The sequence below is a fragment of the Planctomyces sp. SH-PL14 genome (genome assembly GCF_001610835.1).
GTDB lineage: Bacteria > Planctomycetota > Planctomycetia > Planctomycetales > Planctomycetaceae > Planctomyces_A.
Window position 1 is genome coordinate 1266981 of sequence record NZ_CP011270.1, and the last position, 21419, is coordinate 1288399.

Annotated in this window: 19 protein-coding genes; 12 read left to right on the plus strand and 7 right to left on the minus strand. The window is 66.5% G+C overall.

The genetic code is table 11. The annotated features are described in order from the left end of the window. Positions 1-6 precede the first annotated feature (6 nt). Both VT03_RS04990 and VT03_RS04995 read left to right on the plus strand, forming a co-directional pair. Positions 7-783, plus strand: coding sequence for a hypothetical protein (locus VT03_RS04990; protein ID WP_075091972.1), 777 nt, complete (start codon positions 7-9; stop codon positions 781-783). A 54-nt stretch (positions 784-837) separates the two neighbouring features. Beyond that, positions 838-1452: a hypothetical protein gene (locus VT03_RS04995; protein ID WP_075091973.1), complete on the plus strand. Its 615-nt coding sequence runs from the start codon at positions 838-840 to the stop codon at positions 1450-1452. A gap of 21 nt (positions 1453-1473) precedes the next feature. Here the strand turns inward: VT03_RS04995 and VT03_RS05000 are convergent, their stop codons facing one another. From VT03_RS05000 to VT03_RS05010, 3 genes are all read right to left on the minus strand, one after another. Beyond that, the gene (locus VT03_RS05000) at positions 1474-2244 is read right to left on the minus strand and encodes an LssY C-terminal domain-containing protein (protein WP_082845943.1); all 771 of its coding nucleotides are present in this window, start codon (positions 2242-2244) and stop codon (positions 1474-1476) included. Positions 2245-2817: 573 nt separating this feature from the next. Beyond that, on the minus strand, positions 2818-6072 hold the full coding sequence (locus tag VT03_RS05005) for an ATP-binding protein (RefSeq protein ID WP_075091974.1): 3255 nt from the start codon (positions 6070-6072) through the stop codon (positions 2818-2820). Between the two features lie 89 nt (positions 6073-6161). Then, complete coding sequence (locus VT03_RS05010; RefSeq protein WP_075091975.1) at positions 6162-7436, minus strand: exonuclease SbcCD subunit D; 1275 nt, start codon at positions 7434-7436, stop codon at positions 6162-6164. Positions 7437-8021: 585 nt separating this feature from the next. Between VT03_RS05010 and VT03_RS05015 the strand changes: the two genes are divergently transcribed. Then, a complete protein-coding gene (locus tag VT03_RS05015; protein WP_075091976.1) occupies positions 8022-8606 on the plus strand; it encodes a hypothetical protein in 585 nt (194 codons plus the stop codon). A 199-nt stretch (positions 8607-8805) separates the two neighbouring features. On the opposite strand, the gene VT03_RS05020 is transcribed toward VT03_RS05015, so the two are convergent. Next, complete coding sequence (locus VT03_RS05020) at positions 8806-10092, minus strand: hypothetical protein (RefSeq protein ID WP_075091977.1); 1287 nt, start codon at positions 10090-10092, stop codon at positions 8806-8808. A 551-nt stretch (positions 10093-10643) separates the two neighbouring features. Between VT03_RS05020 and VT03_RS05025 the strand changes: the two genes are divergently transcribed. From VT03_RS05025 to VT03_RS05035, 3 genes are all read left to right on the plus strand, one after another. Then, a complete protein-coding gene (locus tag VT03_RS05025) occupies positions 10644-11264 on the plus strand; it encodes a thermonuclease family protein (protein ID WP_075091978.1) in 621 nt (206 codons plus the stop codon). A gap of 27 nt (positions 11265-11291) precedes the next feature. After that, the gene (locus tag VT03_RS05030; protein WP_075091979.1) at positions 11292-12773 is read left to right on the plus strand and encodes a hypothetical protein; all 1482 of its coding nucleotides are present in this window, start codon (positions 11292-11294) and stop codon (positions 12771-12773) included. Between the two features lie 451 nt (positions 12774-13224). Next, positions 13225-13764 (plus strand): CinA family protein, encoded by a 540-nt coding sequence (locus VT03_RS05035; RefSeq protein ID WP_197489199.1) that lies wholly within the window; start codon positions 13225-13227, stop codon positions 13762-13764. A gap of 6 nt (positions 13765-13770) precedes the next feature. Here the strand turns inward: VT03_RS05035 and VT03_RS05040 are convergent, their stop codons facing one another. Beyond that, positions 13771-14229 carry an RrF2 family transcriptional regulator gene (locus VT03_RS05040; protein WP_075096936.1) on the minus strand — a complete coding sequence of 153 codons (459 nt, stop codon included), beginning with the start codon at positions 14227-14229 and terminating at the stop codon, positions 13771-13773. A 133-nt stretch (positions 14230-14362) separates the two neighbouring features. Here VT03_RS05040 and VT03_RS05045 point away from each other — a divergent pair, with 133 nt between their 5' ends. The 5 genes from VT03_RS05045 (at position 14363) to VT03_RS33195 (ending at position 19198) form a co-directional block, all read left to right on the plus strand. After that, positions 14363-14941, plus strand: a complete 579-nt coding sequence (locus tag VT03_RS05045) for a protoglobin family protein (protein ID WP_075091981.1) — start codon at positions 14363-14365, stop codon at positions 14939-14941. A 48-nt stretch (positions 14942-14989) separates the two neighbouring features. After that, on the plus strand, positions 14990-17263 hold the full coding sequence (locus VT03_RS05050; protein ID WP_075091982.1) for an HlyD family efflux transporter periplasmic adaptor subunit: 2274 nt from the start codon (positions 14990-14992) through the stop codon (positions 17261-17263). A 187-nt stretch (positions 17264-17450) separates the two neighbouring features. Continuing rightward, a complete protein-coding gene (locus tag VT03_RS05055) occupies positions 17451-18062 on the plus strand; it encodes a DNA-3-methyladenine glycosylase family protein (RefSeq protein WP_075091983.1) in 612 nt (203 codons plus the stop codon). Positions 18063-18087: 25 nt separating this feature from the next. Continuing rightward, the gene (locus tag VT03_RS05060) at positions 18088-18585 is read left to right on the plus strand and encodes a hypothetical protein (protein ID WP_075091984.1); all 498 of its coding nucleotides are present in this window, start codon (positions 18088-18090) and stop codon (positions 18583-18585) included. Between the two features lie 160 nt (positions 18586-18745). Next, complete coding sequence (locus VT03_RS33195) at positions 18746-19198, plus strand: hypothetical protein (protein ID WP_156514302.1); 453 nt, start codon at positions 18746-18748, stop codon at positions 19196-19198. A 68-nt stretch (positions 19199-19266) separates the two neighbouring features. Here VT03_RS33195 and VT03_RS05070 read toward each other — a convergent pair whose 3' ends face one another. Together VT03_RS05070 and VT03_RS05075 are read right to left on the minus strand one after the other, a co-directional pair. Beyond that, positions 19267-19779, minus strand: a complete 513-nt coding sequence (locus VT03_RS05070) for a DinB family protein (RefSeq protein ID WP_075091986.1) — start codon at positions 19777-19779, stop codon at positions 19267-19269. Positions 19780-19872: 93 nt separating this feature from the next. After that, positions 19873-20229 (minus strand): cupin domain-containing protein, encoded by a 357-nt coding sequence (locus VT03_RS05075; RefSeq protein ID WP_082846727.1) that lies wholly within the window; start codon positions 20227-20229, stop codon positions 19873-19875. Positions 20230-20407: 178 nt separating this feature from the next. Between VT03_RS05075 and VT03_RS05080 the strand changes: the two genes are divergently transcribed. Continuing rightward, positions 20408-21385 (plus strand): hypothetical protein, encoded by a 978-nt coding sequence (locus tag VT03_RS05080; protein ID WP_075091988.1) that lies wholly within the window; start codon positions 20408-20410, stop codon positions 21383-21385. Positions 21386-21419: the final 34 nt, after the last annotated feature.

Consider the following 21419-nt stretch of genomic DNA (forward strand, 5'->3'; position numbering starts at 1 on the left):
GCCAACATGCTGAGTTGGTTGTTTCCACCGTCCTGTCCGTGCGAACCGGAAGCGAAGGGGTGGGTCGAAGAGCGCCTCGAATGGCTGGCCGAAGAGTTCGACGACTCCGCGTTCAACGGCCGCCGTCTCGTCCTGCCGACGGCGGACTTCTTTCCCGCTCCGTATGACGGATCGGAAGAGGCGGTCCGCGTCCTGTTCGATCAGGTCTGCGAGTACATGGATGTCATTCCGGATCTCGTCGACCTGAAGCTGGTCACCAATACGAGCCAGCTGTGGATCGTGAACGGGTCCGGGCAGGCGTTGCCGCCGGCCGCCGGCGGAACTTACCAGGAGCGGTTCGGGCGGTTCCTGATCCATCTCGATACGTCGGAGATGCATGACCCCGTCGGCATGGTCGGGGTCATGGCCCACGAGCTGGCGCACGCGCGGCTCCTGGGCGAAGGGCGGATCATGAGCGAGATTTTCGACAACGAACTGCTCACCGACCTCACCGTGGTCCACTTCGGACTCGGGATCTTCCTGGCGAACTCGCCGCGGAACTGGGCCGGGCAGACCTCGCTCTGGCCGGGGACGAAGGTGAAGCGGACGGAGTACATGTCGCCGCCGATGTTCGGCTGGGCACTGGCCCACCTGGCCTGGTTCCGCGGGGAGGAACGGCCGGCGTGGGGAGCCCATCTCCATCCCGCCGCGCGAGCGAATCTCATGGAAGGAGTCCGGTATCTGTTCGCGACGTCGGATTCGGCCTACAAACCGGTCCGGCTGAGAAAGCGCCCGCGCCGATGAGGACCCGCCGCCCGATCGGAAGGCCGGGGCGAATTTTGGAAGTGAAGGCCGCCCATGTCCGCCGAACCCATGTTCCGAGCCGTCCGTCTGGCGGACGGCCGCATGTCGCTTGTCATCGGGCAAGGGCGATCCGCTGAGGTCACCGACCGCGAGATGCTCGAGAACTGTCCGCGGCACGCGTACTCGGTCGCGCAGCTGCACGACACCCGCATGGGCGATCTGGGGCTCCGCACCCTGCTGGACGATTCCCGGGCGACGCTCGAGCACCTCAATCTCTTCTGGACCAACATCACGGACCGCTCCGCCGGCGCGATCGCCGCGTGCGGGAAGCTGATGTACGCCACGGTCGCCCGGACCGCCGTAACGGACCGCTTCGTCGCCGCCCTGGCGGGTCATCAGACGCTCACGCGGCTGATCCTGACCGAGACGGAGGTGACGGACGACTGCATCCGCGCTCTGGCGTCGTGCCCGAAGCTGGAGTTCGCGGCGTTCGTCAAGACCCGGCTGTCGGATGAAGGACTGACGCAGCTCGCGGCAATCCCGTCGCTCCGGTGGCTGGCGGTCGGCGGGTCGCGGGTGACGGAAGCAGGCGTCGAACGGGTCCAGGCGACGTCGAGATTGGAGATCGACACGCGTCTGGGACTCGATTCGGACGACGACAACGAGTGAACGGGCCGCGGCCGGCGCGGCTTATTCGACCCGCTTCTTGAGCACGCAGCCCCGGAGGGTGCCGTCCGTATGCCACGGGTCGCCGCCGCCGTTGCGGCCTTCCTTGACCTTGTGGAAGTTGTCGACCTGAAACATCTCCGCAACGTCGCCGGACGCTTCGAGGTCGCTCATGAGCCGGTCGCGCTCGGTGTCGACGTCCGCCGCGATGTGGTGCGTGATCTCTCCGTCGGTATGGCTCAGTCCCACGCCGCGGTCGTAGGTCGCCCCTCCGACCCACAGCGGGCGGCCATCGGGATCGGGCGTCTCCGTCTTCCAGAAGCGGACGTGGTTCCGCTGCCGCGGGTCGTGGCCGACCGGTTTCTCGAACGCGAGGTCTTCCTTGCGATCAAAGAGGTAGAGCGAGCTGACGGGGGCCTCGTCGAACGGCCTGTGGAGGACGGTGTCGGCGGCGATCTCAATCGAGCTCTTGAGACTCAGCGGGTCGGCCGGGTACCACTTGGCTTTCAGCAGGGCGGCGATGAGCTCGTGCTGTGTGCCGACGACGGCGACGTTGAGGGGGTCGGCGGGGATGCCGACCTTGGTTGTGGTGATCCCCGGGACCTTGTCGAGTCCCGGGTGGCGGTGGACGTAGAGGCCCCACCAGAGCGGCATCACGAGATAGGCGACCGCAACGTAAGTCGCGAGGAGTCCGCCGATCAGGAGAGCCAGCGTTCGGGAGGTCCGCCGCTGCGTCGGCGACGCGGCCGTGCTGGGATCCTGCTCAGGACGTTCGACGTTCCCTTCCGATTCCATCACGCGCTCTCCCCGATCTCGATTGATCGGCTGCCCAGCCAGCTTTCCCCGCTTCGGAATTCGAGGGGGGAGTGCCGCGTACATTAGCAGGCTGGGTGGAGATCGGCTCGTCCGGCTCACTCAAACGGCGTCCTGGCCGGACGGACTCCCATAGCTCAAACCCGACGTGCGACGGCAGCTGGGGTCAACGGGCCAAAAAACAACACAGGCCCCCTTGCCGCCGGAGGCGCTTCCATGAGGAACCGTGGTAAGTAACGGATGTTCCCCTTGTGGTCCCCTCGTTGAGGACTCCTTCACATCACACCGCTTGCTTAGCAATCCCCGCGGGTTGGTGAGGGGGCATCCGGCACGTTGTCCGCGTTTGGACAGGTGCTCCTTCAGCGAGTGCCTGACGAGACGGGCCTCCGGCGGGCAAGGGGCATTCTGCCCCTTGCATCCCCTGACCAGGGTCCCCCTGGACCCGGTGCGGACGAAGACCATGGCCGCCTATTGGCTCGAGCCGCGTCCTCGCCGACGCAGCGATGCCCGCTCAATCCCATCGTGCGACGGCCACCCGGTGCAGCGGGACGCTGCCTAGCTGGCCGCTTTGGTTTCCCGGAGGCCCGAACGCGCGGGAAGCCAGATCGGCTCGATCCCCTGGCTCTCAAACATATGCGCCAAATGCAGGTGACAAGTGAAAAGAAGAATCTGCTGCCCCTGATCCGCAAACTCCATCAACGTCTGCACCGCCGCCTCCGTCCGGATCTGGTCGAAGTTCACCACGACGTCGTCCAGCACCATCGGGATCTGGACACCCCGCTCCGAGAAGTCCTTCACCATCGCCAGCCGGATCGCCAGGAATACCTGCTCCCGCGTCCCGTTGCTGAGATGCTCGACCTTCAGCGACTCGCCATGCTCGTCATCCACGACAATGTGCCGCTGACCCAGCGGCGTCCAGATGTTCTGGTACTTGTGCAGTGTCAGCCGATCCAGGTACTCCGAAGCGTGCTTCAGGATCTCCGGCTGGTTGTTCCGCTCGACACGAGCCCGGATCTTCTCAACCGCCTGGGCCGCCATCTGCAGCGCCATCCACTTCTCAGTGGCCCGCTGCATCTGGTCGACGATCTGGGCGTGATCGTACTTGAGGGCCGGAAGCCGCCGGTCATTCTCGAGTTCGGAAACCTCCTGCTTCGCCCGCCCGAGCTTCTCGAACAGCTGCTCCTGCAGGGTGTCGAGATCCTTCATCTCCCGCTTGATGTCCGCGATCTGCTGCTCGACCCGCTTGGGATCGAACGCCAGCAGATCGTCCTCGACGATCGCGACTTCCTTCTCGGACTTCGTGGCGGTTTCAAGCTCCAGGAGGGCGACAGCGTGGAGCTTCCGCAGTTCTTCCAGCCGCTGGTAGCCCCGCAGGCGACTGACGAGGTCATCCCGACCCGACGCACCGCCGCGGGTCAGGAGCGCGGCACGGCGGTTCCGGCGGTCGGCGATCCGCTCGTCGAGGTCGACGAGGGAGCGAGACGAGTCTTCGATCTCGCGGAGGAGCCGCTGCCGTTCGGCGCGGGCCTCGTCCATGACGCGAATCTGCTGGTCCCAGGAGAGCAGGAGCTCGTGGTGGTCCTTCGCCTTGCCGTCCCGAACCTGGATGCGGCGGGCGAGGCCGTCCACGCGGGTCCGGAAGTCGCCGACGATCCGCTCGTCCCGCTCCGACTCCCGCTGGTCAGCGGACCACACAGCCCACAGTTCCTTCGCCTCGGCCACCTTGGCCCACAGGTCGAACGCTTCCGCGATCTTGAGCGTCTCCTTGAGACCGAGCCGCTTCAGGAGGTCGCACCAGTCGCGGCGGGCGGTCCCCACGCGGCGCTGCCGCTCCTTCATCCCCGCGCGGAGCTTGCTGAGCCGGTCCCGCTGGGCATCGATGTCGAGAGCGTCCCGCTCCATCCGGTCGAAGTCGGCGAGACGGCCCCGGATCTGACTGGCGACGTCCAGCTCGGTCAGGTCCCCCTTCTTCTCCGCCACGATCTTTCCGGCCCCCTTGGCCTCGGCGACGTCGAGCGAGCCGATGTGGAGCGACGGGATGCCGCCGCGGGCGTGGTTCTGATTCGTGATCCGGCTGATCTCGCGGCGGACGTCTTCGAGCTCGTACTCGATCTCGGACTTCCGCTTCTGGATCGCCCCCATGTTGAGCTGGGTCGGTTCGAAGTGCTCCTTCATGGACCACGTCACGCCGCCGCAGGAGACCCCCATCAGCATGTAGACGAAGCCGGCGATCCACGCCGCGTGCCCGCCGAAGCCCCCGGAGGAGATGTTGTCCCCCTGGAACAGGATCGAATAGATCCCGGCCAGGAACAGAACGAGGCCGGCGAGGCCGAAGAACCACATCGTGGCGTAGAAGTAGAGCGGCAGGTCCCGCGGACGGAGGGCCTGCGCCATCTGGAGGCCGACCGCGGCCAGAAGCTCCTGGAGCGTCTCTTCGCGGTTGCGGAGCTGGAGCAGCTGATCGAGCTCATCGAGCCGGCGGTGACAGTGCTCGCGGGCCTGCGAGAGCGAGAGTCCGCCGAGGCCGCGGAGGCGGTCCTCGAAGGCGGCCTGCCGCTTCTGGGCCGCGACGGCGAGCCGCTTGTAGGTCTTGTGCGACTGCGACCGCCGCCAGAGGGCGGCGCGGTAGTCCTTGGCCCGTTCGACCATCGCGTGGACGGAGCGCGGCGATGTGTCGGCCTGTTCGAGGTGCCGGACGTCCCAGCTCCCTTCCAGTGAGCCGAGGTACTTGCCCCGCATGTCGGCGAGGTGCTGGTCGAGCTTCCGCTTCCCTTCGAAACCGGTCTGGCGGCGTTCTTCCAGCCGCCGCTCGATCTCCTTGACCTCCCGCTGCTCGTCGAGGAGGTGCCGGATCACCGAGAGGTGGTCTTCCAGCCGGGAGTCGCCGATCGCGACATCGGACTGCCGCTTCATGCGGGCGATGTCTTCCGCGAGCTTGCGGCGCTGGCCGTCGAACTGATCGAGGTCCTGGTCGAGTTCTTCCAGCCGCTGGAGGCCGTCCTTCGGGAAGTCCCGCAGGTCCGGCAGACCGGTCATCTCCATCCGGAGATTCCGTTCCTTGAGCCACGGACCGTGGACCCGCTCGAAGAACGCCGTCGCCCGCAGGTTGTAATCGAGCGCTTCCTGGCGCTGCTTGCTCTTCTGGATCTGCTGGGCGAGCTGGTCCCGGCGGTCAGTCAGCTCGGCGTGGCGGCGGGTCGTATCCCCCAGGCTCGCCATCTCCTTCTCGACCGCGTGCAGGCTGCGGGCGAGGTCGAACAGTTCCCCTTCGTGGCTCTCCGGATTCACGAGGGCCAGCGACTCCCGCTCCGACGCGTACTGCGCCTTGAGGATCCGCTCCCCATCCGGACCGAGGGAGATGCCGTAGATGTGCCGCGCGACTTCCTCGCCGTCGAGGGTCGCCAGTTCCTGGAGCTCCTGGAGGCCGATGGCGAAGACGTTCTCGAAGATCGCTTCGCTCGTGCCGCCGGTGAAGGTCTTGAGCAGGGCTTCCGCTTTGACCTGGTCCTCGACGTTGTCGATCTGGATCCGGCCGCGGGTGCCGGGATAGGTCATCCGGCGGAGGCCGTATTCCCGGCCGGTGTGGTCAAAGTTGATCGCCCCGGCGCATCGCAGCGGCTGGGGGTTGGGGCCGGCGGTCCGCTCATCCTGCGGGCGGAAGCCGTAGAGCATGCTGCGGATGTACCGCATCAGCGTCGATTTGCCCGCCTCGTTCGGCCCGTAGAAGACGTTCACGCCCGTCGGCGAGAGCCGGAGGTTGAGGTCGCTCCAGACGCCAAAGCGTTCGATCTGTAGTTCGCGGATTCTCATACGTCTTTCGTCCTCCCTGACCGTGGAGGCCGAGTTCTCCGGTCAGCTGTCCCCTCAGGGGCGGGCTGACTCGCGAAACTCTGACCGCCTCACGTCCACCACAGTCGGGCCAGTCGTCGCGATTCGTATCCGACGTGCTCCGGGTCCATCCGGTACACGACGCGGTTCAGGCTCGACGCCCAGGGAGCCTGCACCGATTCAAACACCTTGCCGCGTTCCTTCCACTCCGGCGCCCCCGGCTGCAGCTGGTCCGAGATGGCGCCCGTGTACTCCAGAAACAGGTTCGTCGTTTCCAGCTCGCCGTCCTCGACGGGAGGCTCGCGGGTCAGCAGGTGGTGCCGCCGCACCCCTTCCGTCCGGACTTCTTCGTCGAGGAACTCCCACAGCTCGCGCTGGGTCTTCGATTCGCCGAGCAGGTCGAAGAGCTCACCCGAACCGCGGACGATCCACTGGACGAGCCACATCGATTCCTGGCCGACCTCGCGGTCGACCAGCTGCATCGCCATTCTCTGGACAAGCTCGTCGAAGCTGACTCCGGGACGGACTTCCACCGGAAGGGCTTCCCAGCGGACCGGGGCCGTCTTGACGAGTTCATGGACGAGGCTGCCGTCCGACTTGGATTCGACGACCGTGCAGCCGTGCGGGCCGATCCCGCGGCGGAACCGTGACTGGGACGGGCCGGGCGCGTGAATGAGCGTCGAGCCGGAGCGGATGGTCCGCCGGGCTCCGTTGCCGCCGAAGCCGATGTAGTCGACCTCCGCCGCGATCGCCTGCTGGACGATCGCCAGGGCTCCGCTCGACGAGGGGGAACGATCGAGGGTCAGCGGGCCCGTCGAGTCCCAGCGGAGGGGGGCCCCTTCGGCGATGAGGCCGATCTTGAGGCCGCGGGCGGTCTGGAGAGCGTGATCGAGGAAATCCCAGTGGGCTTCTTCGCCATGGGCTCCGACGAGCGGGATGATGGTGGCCAGGGTGCGGCCGTCGGAAACAAGGTCCGTCGGCTCGTCGTCGTTGGCGTCGAAGATCGTGACGGAATCCGGCGTCCGGATGCCGCTCCAGGCCGACGGGGGGTCCGTGTGGCCCGGCAGAATGAACGACGGGATGTTGTTGTCGTCGAGGCGGCCGAGAGCGGCCTCGATGGCGGACTTGGCGCGGAGGCTGAGCTCGCCGCCGGTGAAGGCATTTCCGGTGAGGAGGAAGAAGTCGACCGCGCGGTCGACGCAGGCGTCGACGAGGCGCGACAGGCTGATGAGGGTGGCGTCTTCGGCCAGCCGACGGTCCTCACCGGTGAGCGGACCGGAGCCAACGAGTGGCTCATCGAGGTCCAATTGCGTGGCATGGATGAAACGAACGCGCTCGTTCGCCATGTCCGGACTCCTTTCCCGTGCGCAGAATGCGCGCACATCCCTTGGGCAAACTATAGGGACCGTGGAAATCTAGGAAAAGCCCAGCCAGGGCCTCCCCCCTGAACCCAGGTTCCGTCGCACGATGGGTTTGAGCGGACCGGGCCTGTTTGGGCGGGCGCGATGCTCGAGCTTTCGAGGAGGGGGCGGGCGGCCCTCGTGGGACGTGGCTGCTGGTCTGCCGGAATCAGACGTTCGGGTCGGACCGGAGGTCCAACCCGGGGCTGGAAACCGCGTCCGGCCAACCGGCATGCGATGCGTAGCACCTCGTCGCCGGCCCACCGGGTCCAGGGCGGATGCCCTGGCAAGATGGTCCGGTGGGCGAACCGCTGCGGATGGCGAAAGGGATCCGCGTTGCACTTTCCTTATCGCAAGCGGCCGGAGGGAATTCCGGATTCCGCCTTGCGCCCGGCCAGGATTCCGGCCGGATGCTCAGGGGAGTGTAGGTTTGAGCGTGTCTCGCCCCCGTGCAGACGTCCGATCCGCGTGTGACCGACAGGCCGCGGACCAGACTGCCGGGAGGCTGCCGCCGCAGGAGTCCGCCGTTCCATGAATCGAAAACTCGTTTCGCTCGCCGTCGGGACCATTCTCTCGGCGTCGTCCGTCCATGCGGGGTGCAACTGCAACAAGGGAGGCCGTGTCGGCTATGAGTCGACGCCCGCCCCCTACGCGGTTTCCTATCCGGCCGCGACCGGGATGCCGACTCAAGCCCCGCAACCCGGCTCGCCTGTCCTGCCGATCTCGCCGTACTCCGCCATCGTTGGCGCGGGACCGGTGTACTCCGGGGTCATGGCCGGCTCCATCACCCCCCCGCCGGGGACTCTGGGGCAGACGTACCAGCGGTCGTCCCGCCCCGTCCCGGCCGACAAGCATCCGCGAGCCGGCCTCCTCGAGGTCCGGGCCCCCGGCGCGGTCGATGTCGCCGTCTACGACGTCGAGAACTACCGGATCGAGGACCGCGTCGACGGATTCCGCAACCAGGATGATCCGGCGATGTGGCACTTCGAGTCGAAGCCTCTCACTCCTGGCCTGACCCACATCTACCGGGTCATCATCCGCCGCGGGCCGGGCAAGGACTTCGAAGAGCGGTACGTCCGCCTCGTCATGGGCCGCGTCGTCTCGGTCGACTTCTGATCACGGGACCGTTGCGGGCCGCCGCCGGTCATGGCCGGCCCTCGAAGCAGTCGAACGCGGGATCGGTCCCCTCCCGGTCCCGCGTTCCGCACAGCAGTGCCGGCCGGCAACAAAAAAAATCGGCCGGCACTCGTCTGGAGTGCCGGCCGATCAGAGGCGAGTCGTCCCGTGCTGTCGCACGGAACTGGTCGAGTCCAAGTTACTCGGCCGTGGGGGTCGGGACCGGGCGGTCGGAGGCGGTCTCTTCGAACCCGTCCTTCTTGCTGTTCTCGGCGACCATTTCGGTCCGGCGGCGGTTGACGACATTCCGGGCCACTTCGCGGATCTCGCTGTCGTCGAGCCGGCGAAGGCTGACGCGGGTGGCGAGCGGTTCGATCATGGCGATCGTCCGGGCCAGGGCGCTCTCCATCATCACGATCTCGGTCAGGCCGCGGCGGAGCGAATCGAGCTTGCCGGTCTGCGTGTTGAACTCGGCCTGCAGGTCGGTGATCAGCTCGAGGTTCCCGACAGCGTCGGCGATCAGGCCGGTCTGGGACTTGAGCTGGTTCTGCATCCCGACGAGCGAGCCGAGGTTCTTCTCGGCGACGGGGAGGTTCAGCTCTCCGCCGGTCAGCGTCGACTGGATCGCGACGAGCTTGTCGGTCGTCTGGCGGGCCTGGTCGATCGTCGCTCCGCCGGCGACGATCTGGTCCTTCATGGCGATCATCGAGTCGGTCGTCTGGCGGGCGGCCGGGACGTCCGAGCCCTTGGCGACGATCTCGGACTTGATTTCGATCAGCTGATCGAGGGTCTGGGCCGCGGAGGCCAGATCGGACTGCTGCGCGGCGATCGACTGCCGCAGGGCGACGAGCGAGTCGATCGACTGGCGGGCGGCGTCGATGTTCTCGACGGCGCCGATCGCCTGCGTCTTGACTGAGGCCAGCCGGTCGAGAGCGGTGAGGGCCTTGTCGAAGCCCGCTTCGGCCGCTTCGATGGCGGTCACGCGGGAGGGGGTCTGGCCGGCGAGGGTTTCGACGCGGGCCTGGAGGGAGGCGAGGATGTCGTAGGAATCGGAGGCGGCCTGGAACTCGGCGGAGCGGGAGATCAGTTCCTGCTGGAGTCCGGCGTAGCCGCGGACGGCTGCCAGGGCCTCGGTGGTCTGGCGCGCTTCCCGCAGGACGTTCTGCTGCAGCAGGCGGGTCTGCTCGACGGCCCGGCCGGCTTCGACGAGCTGGTCGTGCTGGACGCGGAGGTTGTGGAGGAGCGAATTGGAAACGACCAGATCATCGCGGTGTCCTGCGAGAAGGAGCATCTGCTTGTTGATCTCCGCCATGTTCTGCTGCATCCCGGCGACGCGGGACATCAGGGGGCGGGCAATGACGATGTGAACGCTGAGCACACCCAGAATGAGACCGCCCGCGAGCGCGGGCAGGTGCAGTTTCTGGAACCACTGGCGAAGGGCGGAGACATTCGCGTCGGATGCCGACGCGGCTACGGAATGGTTCACGGATGACCTCCGGGGTTTCGGTGAAAAAAGAGGGCGCCGAAACGCAATAGCGGCCGGGCAAGCGACCGGCGCAATGAGCAAGGCGGAACAGTTTGCCTCGCTTCTGTCGTTTCTCTCTACGAACATGTATCGCCAGATTCGCCGACCGGCCCGTTGGGTTTCACCGGCAGAAACCGCCATAGCCCCGCAGTCTCGCAATCTCATCGATACAAACGGACTGATGAGTGGGGATTGGCGAAGTGTTCGTAAGGCCTGATTTTTCGTTGAAGAATCGAAAGACCGCCGAAGTCCAGGGCGAGCGGGGAGTCCTCAACGCCCGTCCACAAAAGGGACATCCGTTGTGTCCCACGGTTCCTCATGGAAGTGCCTCCGGCGGCAAGGGGGCGTGGCCCCCTTGACCCCGGGCTGCCGTCGTACGTTGGGTTTGAGCAATGGCCGTCCATCCGGCGAGGACGCTGTTCGAGCTGACGTGATCGAGCCATTCCGCCATTCAACGTCATCACCCACAATCCTGCGACTTCACTCCCGTCGTCCCGAACAAGAGGAAATCCATGACATCGCGGCGAAGGGCCTCCAGCCGCGCGACTTGGAAATGGCCGGTCCGACGCGGCCTGCTGGCGGCGGCCGGCATCGCCGCCCTCCTGCGACTCGCGTCGCTGTCCCGCGAACCGGCGCAGCCCCCCCGCGCCGCGGACCCGACGGCGGTCCACCGAGTCGTCGACGGCGACACCCTGCTGATGGCCACCGGGACGAGAGTGCGGCTCCTGGGAGTGGATTGCCCCGAAGTCCGTCACGCCGAGGCGCCGGCCGAGCCCTGGGCCGACGAAGCAACCGCCTTCACGCGGCAGGCGATCGGGGACCGCCCGGTCCGCTTCGAATACGACCGCGAGCGGCTCGACCGCTACGGCCGCCTCCTGGCCTGGGTCTGGATCGACGACCGTCTCCTGAACGTCGAACTCGTCCGCGCCGGGCTGGGACGGGCCGAAGTCCGATATCCGATCCGCACCGACTACCGGCGGCGGCTGGAACAGGCACAGGCCGAAGCCGAACAGGCGGGCCGCGGAATGTGGTCGGAACCGCGGCAGGCGGACTTGCGGGCCGACGGTCCGCCCCCCATTGTGAGACGGTCCTCCGAAGCTTCCGGAACCGCGCGGCGGTCCGGCGGGCATTGACCGGCAGGACCAGACAAAGGGACCGAGATGAACTTTGCGGTGCTGGGGTCCGCTCCCCTGGCGTTGGAACTCTCTCGACAGCTGGCCAGCGCCGGCGAAGACCGGGTCGTCGCGGCGAGCGACGATCCCGCGGAGATCCTGGCCTGTCCCGAGATCGATGTCCTGGTCCTGGCGACATCCGCCGCGGAGGCCCTGTCGGCGGCGGAACGGCTCTCGGAAAAGACGTCGCTGATCGTCGTTCCGGACCGGGGCCAGGGTTCGGCGTTCGCCTACTCGCTCGTGCTCCACGACCAGGACGGCCGGACCGTCCTAATGCCCGCCTTCTCCGCGCGGTTCGATTCCCGGCTCCGGACGCTCCGGGAGACCCTCCGCTCCGGAGTCCTCGGGCGGTTCGTTTCCGCACGCTTCGAACGCGTCTCCGCTGCCGGTCCTTCCGGCGGCGACATGCTGTTTCCCGCCGAGGAAGCGGAGCGGGCGATCCTCGCGGATGTCGACGCCCTGCGGTTTCTCCTCGGCGAATTCAACAAGGTCAGCGCCGTCCCGGCCGGAGCCGGCGGGGGGCTGGCGAGCCTGACGATCACCTTCGGCAGCGCCGCCGGACAGGACGTCCTGTGGACGTTCCGCCGCGGAGACCGGTCTGGAGCGGAGCTGGAGATTCGCCTGGAACGGGGGACCTGCCTTGTCCGCTGGGAAGCCGAGGGAGTGGCGGGGGTTCGGATTCAGTCTGAGACTCTGGCCGCGCCATCACCGCCTGAAGTCGCCGAGCGGGTTCTCGCCGAGTTCCGTCAGGCCCACGCCTCGCCCGCCGCATCGCGCGAGGCGACCTGGACGGACTACGTGAGGGCAATGGACCTCGTCGACGCGGTCGCCCGGTCGATGCGCCGCCGCCGGACGATCGACCTGCACCTGGAAGAGACCTCGGAGCGGAACCAGTTCAAAACGCAGATGACCGCGATCGGGTGCGCCGTCGCGGGACTGACGCTGATGGGGTTCTTCGCCCTGCTGACGGTCGGGGCGATGCTGGATCCGCGCGACGCTCAGCAGCGGGTCGCGGAAGGGGCGGGGCTCGTCCTGCACCAAGGGGGGAATTCCCGCTCCGATCTTGATGACTCCCAGCTCCGCGAACTGGAGCGGATCCGGGCGAACTATCGCGTCAGCCCGACCGCAATCCTGGTCGAAGGAATGTCCAGCGAGGATGCCGCCGCCGAGAGCCGCCGCAAAGCCGTCGTCGCGGATCTCTTGAAGGCAGGCTATTCCGACGCCGAGACGCGGGTCGTGATCCGCCCGCTGCGAGGCCAATGGTTCGCACGGGGTCTGGCCGCCGGCTGGATCCTGCTCTTCGCGCCGCTGGGCGCGTTCCTGCTGCTCCAGGTTCTTCTGGGCATTACCCGTTCCGGCACAGAAGCGGCCGCCTCAAGCACGAAGCGGCAGGATGCAGGGGCCCGAGACAGTGCCTCGGACGAAAGCGACCCTGCATCCTGCCGAAGTGCTCTCCCTCCGCGCCGCTAGGCGGCGTCCGGCGAGGGAGAATCGCCCCCGGAACAAAAACGTAGTGAATTCAGGAGCCGCGAAGGGGCGCGGTCGGTCGCGCCGGAGGCGGAGAGGACGAGGGCGAGGGGGACACCGCGTTGGGGCGGAGAGAAGAGAGTACGAGCAAGGCGAGTGTCGAACGCCGGCCACGTGCGGTTCGACGAGCTTGCAGAAACTGCCGGTGGTAAATCACGAGCGCTCCGCCATCACACATGCTACGGACTGACACCGCCACGTTCCCCGAAGGGGCCGACTCATCGTCGGCTGTCGCGGCGGACCAGCGTCGTCCCGTTTCCTCCGGTCTGGGGGAAACTCGACAACCGTTAATATCGGAAGAGGTTCTCCGCTTTGTTGAACCGGACTTTTCGAATCGTGAACATCGGGGTTTCACCGGATGGGCTCGATTTCGCCTCAAGGAGCAGGTGCCGCGGTGATCCCCTTCGAAGAGCCGATTCAGGCAGCGGCGCGAGAGCTGTTCAACCTTCTGGATGCACGTCGCATCCGCCTCGCAGCGGCCGAGAGCTGCACGGGGGGCGGGTTCGCCTCCGCGCTCGTTGGCGTCCCCGGGGTGTCACAGTGGTTCTGCGGATCGGCGGTCACGTACCGCGACGATACGAAGCACCGCTGGCTCGGCGTCAGCGCTGCGGATCTGGCCGACCCGGCGATCACTGCGGTGAGTGAAACGGTCGCCCGCGCGATGGCGGCCGGCGTGCTGGAACGGACCCCGGAAGCGGACTGCGCCCTGGCCACGACGGGTCACCTCGGTCCCGATGCTCCCTCGGGTCAGGACGGGCTCGTCTACCTGGGATTCGCCTCGCGGACCGCGGGCGGCCTCGAGGTCCAGGTCACCCGTCATCACCTGCAGGAGCCTCCGCCGCGGAATGCCGGCGATGCCGACGGTCGACAGCGGCGGCAGCGGGAAGCGGTCCTGGCGGCGCTCCGATTCGCGTGCGACTCGCTGCGGCCGTAAGGGGGTTTACCTGGAGGCAGTCGGTTCGATCGCCGCCCCCGGCGGATAGGGACAGAGCGGGATGCTGGTTGTCGGCTCCGACAGGATCTCGGCCAGCGTCGTCTTGGCGAAAGCACTCTCCACCATCTCCAGCGCGCTGTCGAGCCGGTGGTGCAACGGGCAGAGATGAACGCCGTGGGAGGCGAGCCCCAGCGGGCAGGTCCGGATCCGCTGGATTGGCTCGACGGCGTTGACAACCTCAAGGATCGTCAGTTCCTTGGGCGACCGGTTCAGCAGCACGCCTCCCCCGACGCCTCGCTGAGACGTGACCAGCCCCGCGTCCCGCAGCCCCTGCAGGACCTTCGACAGATAGGCCCGCGGGACAAGCGTCTTGCTCGCAATCTGGTCGGTCGTGCGGGCCGCGGACGGGTCGGTCGCCAGATAGACGATCGCCCGGAGGGCATATTCCACGGTCTGAGAAAACACGATCACGCCTCAAAAGTGGACATTGACATCCACAATTCGACCGATGACACTTTCAATGTGGATGTCGATGTCCACTTTACGCACCTTCCAGGCAACTTTCCATACCGCATCCGTTTCCGTGAAAGGGCAGGCCATGCAGACGATTGATGAACCGCGTCTCGAAACCGATCTCGAATACCGCGTCGGCTACCTCGCCGGATTCATGGGACTGGGACCGGAGGACCTGGCGGCGGTCCATGGGGCCGCGCCGCTCCTGGCTCCCCTCGTCTCGGGACTCGTCGACGCTGTCTACGACAAGCTGTTCGAGTACGACTGCACCAAGCGGCATTTCGTACCCCGGCAGTCGGGCTACGCCGGCGCGGTTCCGGAAAGCGTGGAATCGCTGCAGATGAGCCACGAGCAGATCCAGTTCCGCAAGCAGCACCTCGGGCGGTACCTCGTGAACCTCGTCACGAAGCCGTACGACGCCAAGATGTTCCAGTACCTCGACAACGTCGGGAAGATCCACACCCCCAAGGCGGGCTCCCCCACGCTCGACGTTCCGCTCGTCCAGATGAACGCCCTGATGGGATTCGTCTCCGACGCCCTGATCGCCACGATCCTGGGACTCGGCCTGCCGGCCGAGCAGCAGAACCGGACGCTGCGGGCGTTCAGCAAGCTGCTCTGGCTCCAGAACGACCTGATCGTCCGGCACTATGCGTGTGCGTGCTGAGGAATCGAAGCTGACGCGGCAAATGCCCCCGCCGTATGCTGCGGGGGCATGCCGACTCCCCCTGTCAGTCTGACGGCCGCTCCCCCCACGGCCACGCCGCCGGCCCCCGCTCCGCCGATTCCGCTGCGGCCGCGCGCCGATCTGGTGTTTGTCTCGCGAGTGATGGACGGCCGTCGCTGCTGGACCGTCAAGGACCCGGTCGCGCTCCGGTTCTACGAGATCGGGGACCACGAACAGTTCCTGCTGAGCCAGCTCGACGACGCCATCAACGTCGACGAACTCGAAGAGCGGTTCCGCCGCCGCTTCGGACAGACGCTCCCCCGGCAGCAGCTACTCGAATTCCTCGGCCGGCTCTGGCAGCAGGGGTTGGTCATCAATCTGAACCCGGGAACCGGCATCGCCCTCTTCGCGCGTCGGGAGCAGCGCGGAGCGGGCTCGTGGATCTCACGGCTGGCCGGGCTGCTGTCGTTCCGCTGGAAGGGAGTGAATCCCGACCGCTTCCTCGGCTGGCTTCATGGCTGGATGGGCTGGATCTACTCGCCGCCGGTTCTCGTGATCGTGCTGCTGACGATCCTCGCCGCCGCGACCCTCGTCGTGACGGAGTTCGACACGTTCTGGCGCCGGCTCCCCGACCTGCAGTCGTTCCTCAACGTCCGCGACCTCGTGACGGGGGCGATCCTGCTGGGAGGGATCAAGGTCCTCCACGAGCTGGGGCACGGACTGACGTGCAAACACTTCGGCGGGGAGTGCACGGAGCTGGGGGCGATGTGGCTGGTCGTCACGCCGGCCCTCTACTGCAACGTGACCGATTCCTGGCTCCTGTCGAGTCCCTGGAAACGGGCCGCCATCAGCGGCGCCGGGATCGTGACAGAGCTGTTCCTCTCGGCGATCTTCACCTTCCTGTGGTGGTTCAGCGAGCCGGGCCACTTCCACGACGCCTGCCTGTGGGGCATGGTCATCGGCTCCGTGAACACGCTCCTCGTCAACGGCAACCCGCTGATGCGGTACGACGGCTACTACGTCCTGGCCGACCTGCTGAACATCTCGAACTTCCGCGCCCGTTCGCAGCGCGAAGCGGGAGCACTGGCGGCCGCGGTGATCCTCGGCGTCCGCCGACCGCCGTCGGGAGAGCGGGGCGCCCGCCGCGGCGTGCTCCTGGCATACGGGATCGCCTCGTGGGTCTATCAGTGGGTCGTGCTGATCGGGATCGTCTGGTTCCTGTACTATCTGACGCGTCCCTACGGCCTCGATCCGTTCGTGATCGTCCTGGGGACCGTGATGCTCGGGACGCGGGTGCTGACCGGGGGACTCCGGACGGCCGCCGCCGTCCGGCAATGGCGACGCGAGGGATCAATGAGCTGGATCCGGGGGATCATCGGACTGGCGGCTCTGGCCGCCGCGATCTGGTGGGGAGGCACAACCCCCTTCCCGCAGACCGTCCGGGGCCCGGCCCTCCTGGCCCCGCGCGAATCCCAGACGCTCTATGCCACAACCCCCGGCCTGCTGAAGTCTGTGGCGAAGCCAGGGGCCGTCAACGCAGGGGACGAACTGTTCGTTCTCGACAACCCCGACGTCGGAATCGAACTTCAGAAGCTGGAAGGGAACGTCGCGCGGCACGAACGGATCGTCGCCTCACTGGCGGAACGGGTCGTGAACGAACCGCACCTCACGGCGCAGCTCGCCGCGGCTCAGGCCTCGCTCGCCGACCACCGCGAACGGCTCGCCGGTCGGAAGCGGGAAGCGGAACGGCTGCGGATCGTCGCCCCTGCGGAAGGCCGCTGGCGGGCCCTGACGGTCGAAAAGGAGGGAGAAGGGACCTCGCGGCTCCTCTCCCTGACGCCGGGGGACCGCGCGCTGCGGTCGGTCCGCTGGTCCGATCCGCGGATGCTTGGCGCCTGGGTCCCGGCCGGGACGGCGATCGCCGAACTCTCGACCTCCGGTGAGATGGAAGCCCGCGTCTATGTCGAGCAGTCGGAGATCCCGTTCGTCCGCGTGAATCAGCCGGTCCGCTTGCGTCTTCCCCAGGTGAGCGACCGCGTCCTGGAAGGAACGGTCGTCGAAGTCGCCGCGCGGAACGTCGACTCTCCACCGCTGGAACTCCTCCGCCGTCAGCTAGTCGCTGCCCAACCGGCTGCGGCGACCGGCGGTTTCCCGCGCAGCCGCGACGTCCTCTACGAAGTCCGGGTGACAATCCCGTCGCCCCCCCACGATCTCGTCTCCCGCGGCACCGGCGAAGCCAAGATCGAAGTCGGAACAAGCTCGCTCTTCGAGCGCCTCGTCCGGTTCCTCCGGCTGACGTTCCGGATCCGGGAGGGAGTGTAGGAGAGAGGAGGAAGGCTGAAGGCTTAAGGCGGAAGGTGGAGGGGGCCATCCGGCCGGGGGCCGGTTCGCTTCGACGACGATCGGATTTCGCCTAGCCTTTGATCTGCGCCTCCCGAAGAGCTCGAACCGCGTTCAAACGTCTCCTCTACCTTCCGCCTTCAGCCTTAACCCCTTCCGCCTCCCCCTCATGTCTTCCCGCCACCACGCCGCGACCGAACATCTTCACCGCTCGGACAAAGTGCTGCGGCGCGTGATCCTCGCCACGGGGCCGTGCGTACTGCGGCCGAACCGGGATCGGTTCGGAATGCTCGCCCGGTCGATCCTGTCGCAGCAGATTTCGACGGCTGCCGCCCGGACGATCAGGGACCGCCTGATTGCCCTGACCGGGGGACTGGAGGCAACGCGGCTGGCCGGTCTCACCGATGAGGAGTACCGCTCGGTCGGCGTCTCGCCGCAGAAGGCGAAGTACCTGCGGGACCTCTCGGAGCGGGTCGACTCGGGGCGGCTGGAGCTGAAGCGGATCGGCCGACTGCCCGACGACGAGGTGATCGAACGGCTGACCGAAGTGAAGGGGATCGGCCGCTGGACGGCCCAGATGTTCCTGATGTTCGCGCTGGGCCGGGCGGACATTCTGCCGCATGACGATCTGGGAATCCGCAACGCGATGCGGAAGCTCTACGGACTCGAAGCGATGCCGAGCCGCGATGACATGGATCGCATCGCCGAGCCCTGGCGGCCCTACGCAACCGTCGCCTGCTGGTACTGCTGGCGGAGCTTGGAGCAGCCCGCTCAAGTGTAGCCGACATGGCCTGGGGAGGGGAACAATGGACTTGCCCGACATCGTGAGTCGCTTCGGGGCAGCGGATTTCATTTATCCTCCGACCTCCGCAGAGGACTTGAACGCTGCGCGAGTGCGAGGCATCCCTGACTCGCTGCTTGAACTGTTTCGATTGGTGGATGGCCTCTACGTCATCCCCGGTGAAGACTTTCTCGCGCCGAATGGCCAGAGCTTCCGATTCCAGATCCCTCGGTTGAGGCAGATCGAATCCGTTGCGGAGGCAGGCTACTGCCCCAGTCATTCGCCAATGGTTCGTCGTTTAGAGCGATGGTGGCAGTTTCTCGACTGTGGCGACGGTAACTGGGTGGGCATGACGGATTCAGAGGATCATTGCCGGATCGTCGATCTGTTTCACGAAACGATCGGAACACCCGGCTCCCACGCAGTCATCGCGGATTCTCTTGAGCGGTTCCTCGAGTTGCTGTTGGAGCACCAGGGGATGTTTTGGCTTGGGGAGGAATTCCCAAAGGTTGTGTGGATCTGATTACAGTCGCCCGTATTGCAACGGTCACCTGCTGTTCCTGCTGGCGGATCCTGCAACAGTCAGCTCAGGGATGAAGTCCTTCTAACTCAGCGTTTGCGTTCTCAATCCCGCGAACGATCTGCATAGAGAGGGGAGCAACCCTCGATCGGAGGCGGATCCGGTGCATGGTCGCGTCACGAGAATCGTCGTCTCTCTGGTCGCCCTCGCGGTTCTCTCAACGCTGACCGTCTGTCACGACCGTGCGTTCGTGGATCGGCACACCGGATCGAGAAAGGGCTTTCGACAGTGGTGGTTCGGACTGCGGACGGGCGAGTGGTATCGTCAGTCCCTCCTCGAACGGTGGGTCCGAGCATATCGCCGTTCCCCACCGACTTCCGACTGGGTCAGCTACGCCGGGACGGGACGAAATCTCCTCGGGCGACCTATGGAGAGCGGCCACGGGATTCCCGGGCCGATCATTCTCGTGTCGCCGGAAATGCTCGACGAGTACTGCCGCACACACGACGACGCGGAGCTTCTCGCTCTCCATGACACCCTGGTCAGGGACGACTCCGCCGAAGTTCAAGAAGAGATCGGGTGGATCCTGGACTGGAGTCTTCAGGAGACGGAATGACTCCGCCACGGTTCCTGGGCCAGGAATCGACCCTGACAGCACCTCGGCCCCCTGCCCGATCTTCTCTTTCAGGCATCCGCCGACAGGTCTGTTCCGAGACGCTCACCGATCTTCTGCAGATGGTGCCGCAGGTGTGTGACATAGTCCTCAATGAGGTATCCCAGCGTCACCGGCTCATAGGGGCCGATGAAGCAGCGAGTCTCCAGGGACGCCGGCGCGACCTGCCGCATGACGTGGGCGAGATGGCGGTTGTAAGCAGCCCAGAGAGTGATGACATCGGACCAGATGGCGGTGTCGTAGCGTTGCCGCGAAACCCACTCGTTCTGCTCGTACTTGGGGAAGACGAACTCCCCCGGGGACTGAGCCCGCACGAACCGCTGATGGTTGTTGGCGGCGGAGTCGATCAGGTGTCCGACGACCTCCTGGATCGCCCAGCGGTCGGGGGACGGACGGGCGGACACGACGTTGTCGGTCAATCCCCGCAGCACGGGCTCGGCCGCTTCAACCGTTCGCAGCAGCCGGTCGGCGACCGTGTTCAGGAAGGCCCGGTTGTCATCCTCCGTGGATCGTTCGAGGCTCATGAAGCGGGGACCAGTCAGCGATGGGCACTGGGGCCGAATGTAAGAACTGTTCGGGGATCGTGAGTGATGACACCCGCCTCACGTCCGAGGTTCTCACGGGACCGCGTTTCCGGGTGGGTTTTCCCGGAACCACTGAACGATGCCGGGCATGTGCGGCTCGAAGGTGCCAGGAGTCGAGAAGTTCAGGACGCCGGCCCGCACGGTTCCGCGGTTCTCGAAGTCGTGCGTCGTTCCGCCCGGAATCAGGACGAACGATCCCGGCGCGGCGTCGGTCCAGGTCGTCCCCACGAGGATGCTCATGGTTCCCGCCAGGACATAGAAGATGTCGTCCTCGGGATGGGAGTGCGTTCCCGGCCCCTTCGTGTTCGGCTCCAGCCACCACTCCGAGATCGAATACCCACCGGCTGTCTCTTCGCCATCCGCCTTGAACAGAGCGGTGATCCGTCCCATGTCATAGGACCGCCCCGCTCCGGGAGCCAGGACGACGGGACGGCGGGGAGAAACGGGATTCGGTTCGGCCACGGAAACCTCCTCTGGACGGGGCCGGGACATCGTAGCCCCTTTTCCGGAGGAGGTCCCTATACTGGCCGCCGCGGCAGGGCGCCCTGTCGGTCGGGAGAGGCGGTCGATGCGGGGATGTCAGAACGTCGGGCGGCACTGGGCTCTGGTGCTGCTCATCGTCGTCGTGTGGTGCCGGTGCGGCGCCGCGCAGGACCTGATCACGCGGCGGGCGATCGCGCGGAAAGCCCTGGAAGAGAGCGTGGTCTCCCTGCAATCGCTCTCCTGCCGGTTCGATTCCGAGGAGCTGAGGGCCGGGGCGGAACCGGCCGCTCCGGAACATTGGATCTCGATGGAGTCGGGCCGTCGGGCGCTGCTGACGCGGAACGGGACCCCCTCGGGCGCAGGATTGAAGTCCCCCTACACCTGGATGAGTTCCGACGGAGACCGCGGCTTCTGGCTCAAGCCAAGGGAGGCCGATCCCCGGCAGATCGAACTCGTCGTCGTCAGCGCTGCGATCGTGCCGCAGTATCAGTCCTTCGTTCGTCCGGCCCACTTCATCGGCCGGCCGTTCATGCTCACGGCGATGACCCCGGCGAACGCGGTCGCGGCGGAGCGGGTCGAGTTCCTGGGCGAAGAACGCCTTCACGACGCGGCCTGCTGGAAGTTCATGCTCCCGGACCTGCTGGCGACGAGCGGCGCGCGGAAGCGTCTGACGTTCTGGCTCGACCCGCACGCCGGCTTCCTCCCGCGGCGATATGTGGTCGCCCCCGACGATGCCGACCTGGCCCGGCTGGGGGAGCCCGGATATCTCCCGACGTCGACGTACTACATCTTCGATGTTCTCCGGTTCGAGTTTCTCGCGGACGAGGCTACGGGAACGGCCCGCCCGTTCCCCGCCGAGGGGACCGTGGTCAGTCCGCAGGGACGGTGGCGCTATCGCTTTCTCGAAACGCGTCTCAATCCGGAACTCGCCGCTTCGGACTTCCGGCCCCGCGCCCAGGCGAATACGAAGCTGGAGTTTCGCGGCGCCGCGGGACAGCAGGATGTCCAGGTGGGGCGGGCTCAGGAGTGGCTCAAACGTCTTGCGGACGAACCGGAGCGTTAGTCGAGAGATCGTCTCCGCTGACATCTCGTCTTGC

Bases quoted from the DNA above. Each gene is read 5' to 3' on its own strand.
- VT03_RS04990 (WP_075091972.1), top strand. From the start codon at position 7: ATGCTGAGTTGGTTGTTTCCACCGTCCTGTCCGTGCGAACCGGAAGCG.
- VT03_RS04995 (WP_075091973.1), top strand. From the start codon at position 838: ATGTCCGCCGAACCCATGTTCCGAGCCGTCCGTCTGGCGGACGGCCGC.
- VT03_RS05000 (WP_082845943.1), bottom strand. From the start codon at position 2,244: ATGGAATCGGAAGGGAACGTCGAACGTCCTGAGCAGGATCCCAGCACG.
- VT03_RS05005 (WP_075091974.1), bottom strand. From the start codon at position 6,072: ATGAGAATCCGCGAACTACAGATCGAACGCTTTGGCGTCTGGAGCGAC.
- VT03_RS05010 (WP_075091975.1), bottom strand. From the start codon at position 7,436: ATGGCGAACGAGCGCGTTCGTTTCATCCATGCCACGCAATTGGACCTC.
- VT03_RS05015 (WP_075091976.1), top strand. From the start codon at position 8,022: ATGAATCGAAAACTCGTTTCGCTCGCCGTCGGGACCATTCTCTCGGCG.
- VT03_RS05025 (WP_075091978.1), top strand. From the start codon at position 10,644: ATGACATCGCGGCGAAGGGCCTCCAGCCGCGCGACTTGGAAATGGCCG.
- VT03_RS05030 (WP_075091979.1), top strand. From the start codon at position 11,292: ATGAACTTTGCGGTGCTGGGGTCCGCTCCCCTGGCGTTGGAACTCTCT.
- VT03_RS05045 (WP_075091981.1), top strand. From the start codon at position 14,363: ATGCAGACGATTGATGAACCGCGTCTCGAAACCGATCTCGAATACCGC.
- VT03_RS05050 (WP_075091982.1), top strand. From the start codon at position 14,990: ATGCCGACTCCCCCTGTCAGTCTGACGGCCGCTCCCCCCACGGCCACG.
- VT03_RS05055 (WP_075091983.1), top strand. From the start codon at position 17,451: ATGTCTTCCCGCCACCACGCCGCGACCGAACATCTTCACCGCTCGGAC.
- VT03_RS05060 (WP_075091984.1), top strand. From the start codon at position 18,088: ATGGACTTGCCCGACATCGTGAGTCGCTTCGGGGCAGCGGATTTCATT.
- VT03_RS05070 (WP_075091986.1), bottom strand. From the start codon at position 19,779: ATGAGCCTCGAACGATCCACGGAGGATGACAACCGGGCCTTCCTGAAC.
- VT03_RS05075 (WP_082846727.1), bottom strand. From the start codon at position 20,229: ATGGGACGGATCACCGCTCTGTTCAAGGCGGATGGCGAAGAGACAGCC.
- VT03_RS05080 (WP_075091988.1), top strand. From the start codon at position 20,408: ATGCGGGGATGTCAGAACGTCGGGCGGCACTGGGCTCTGGTGCTGCTC.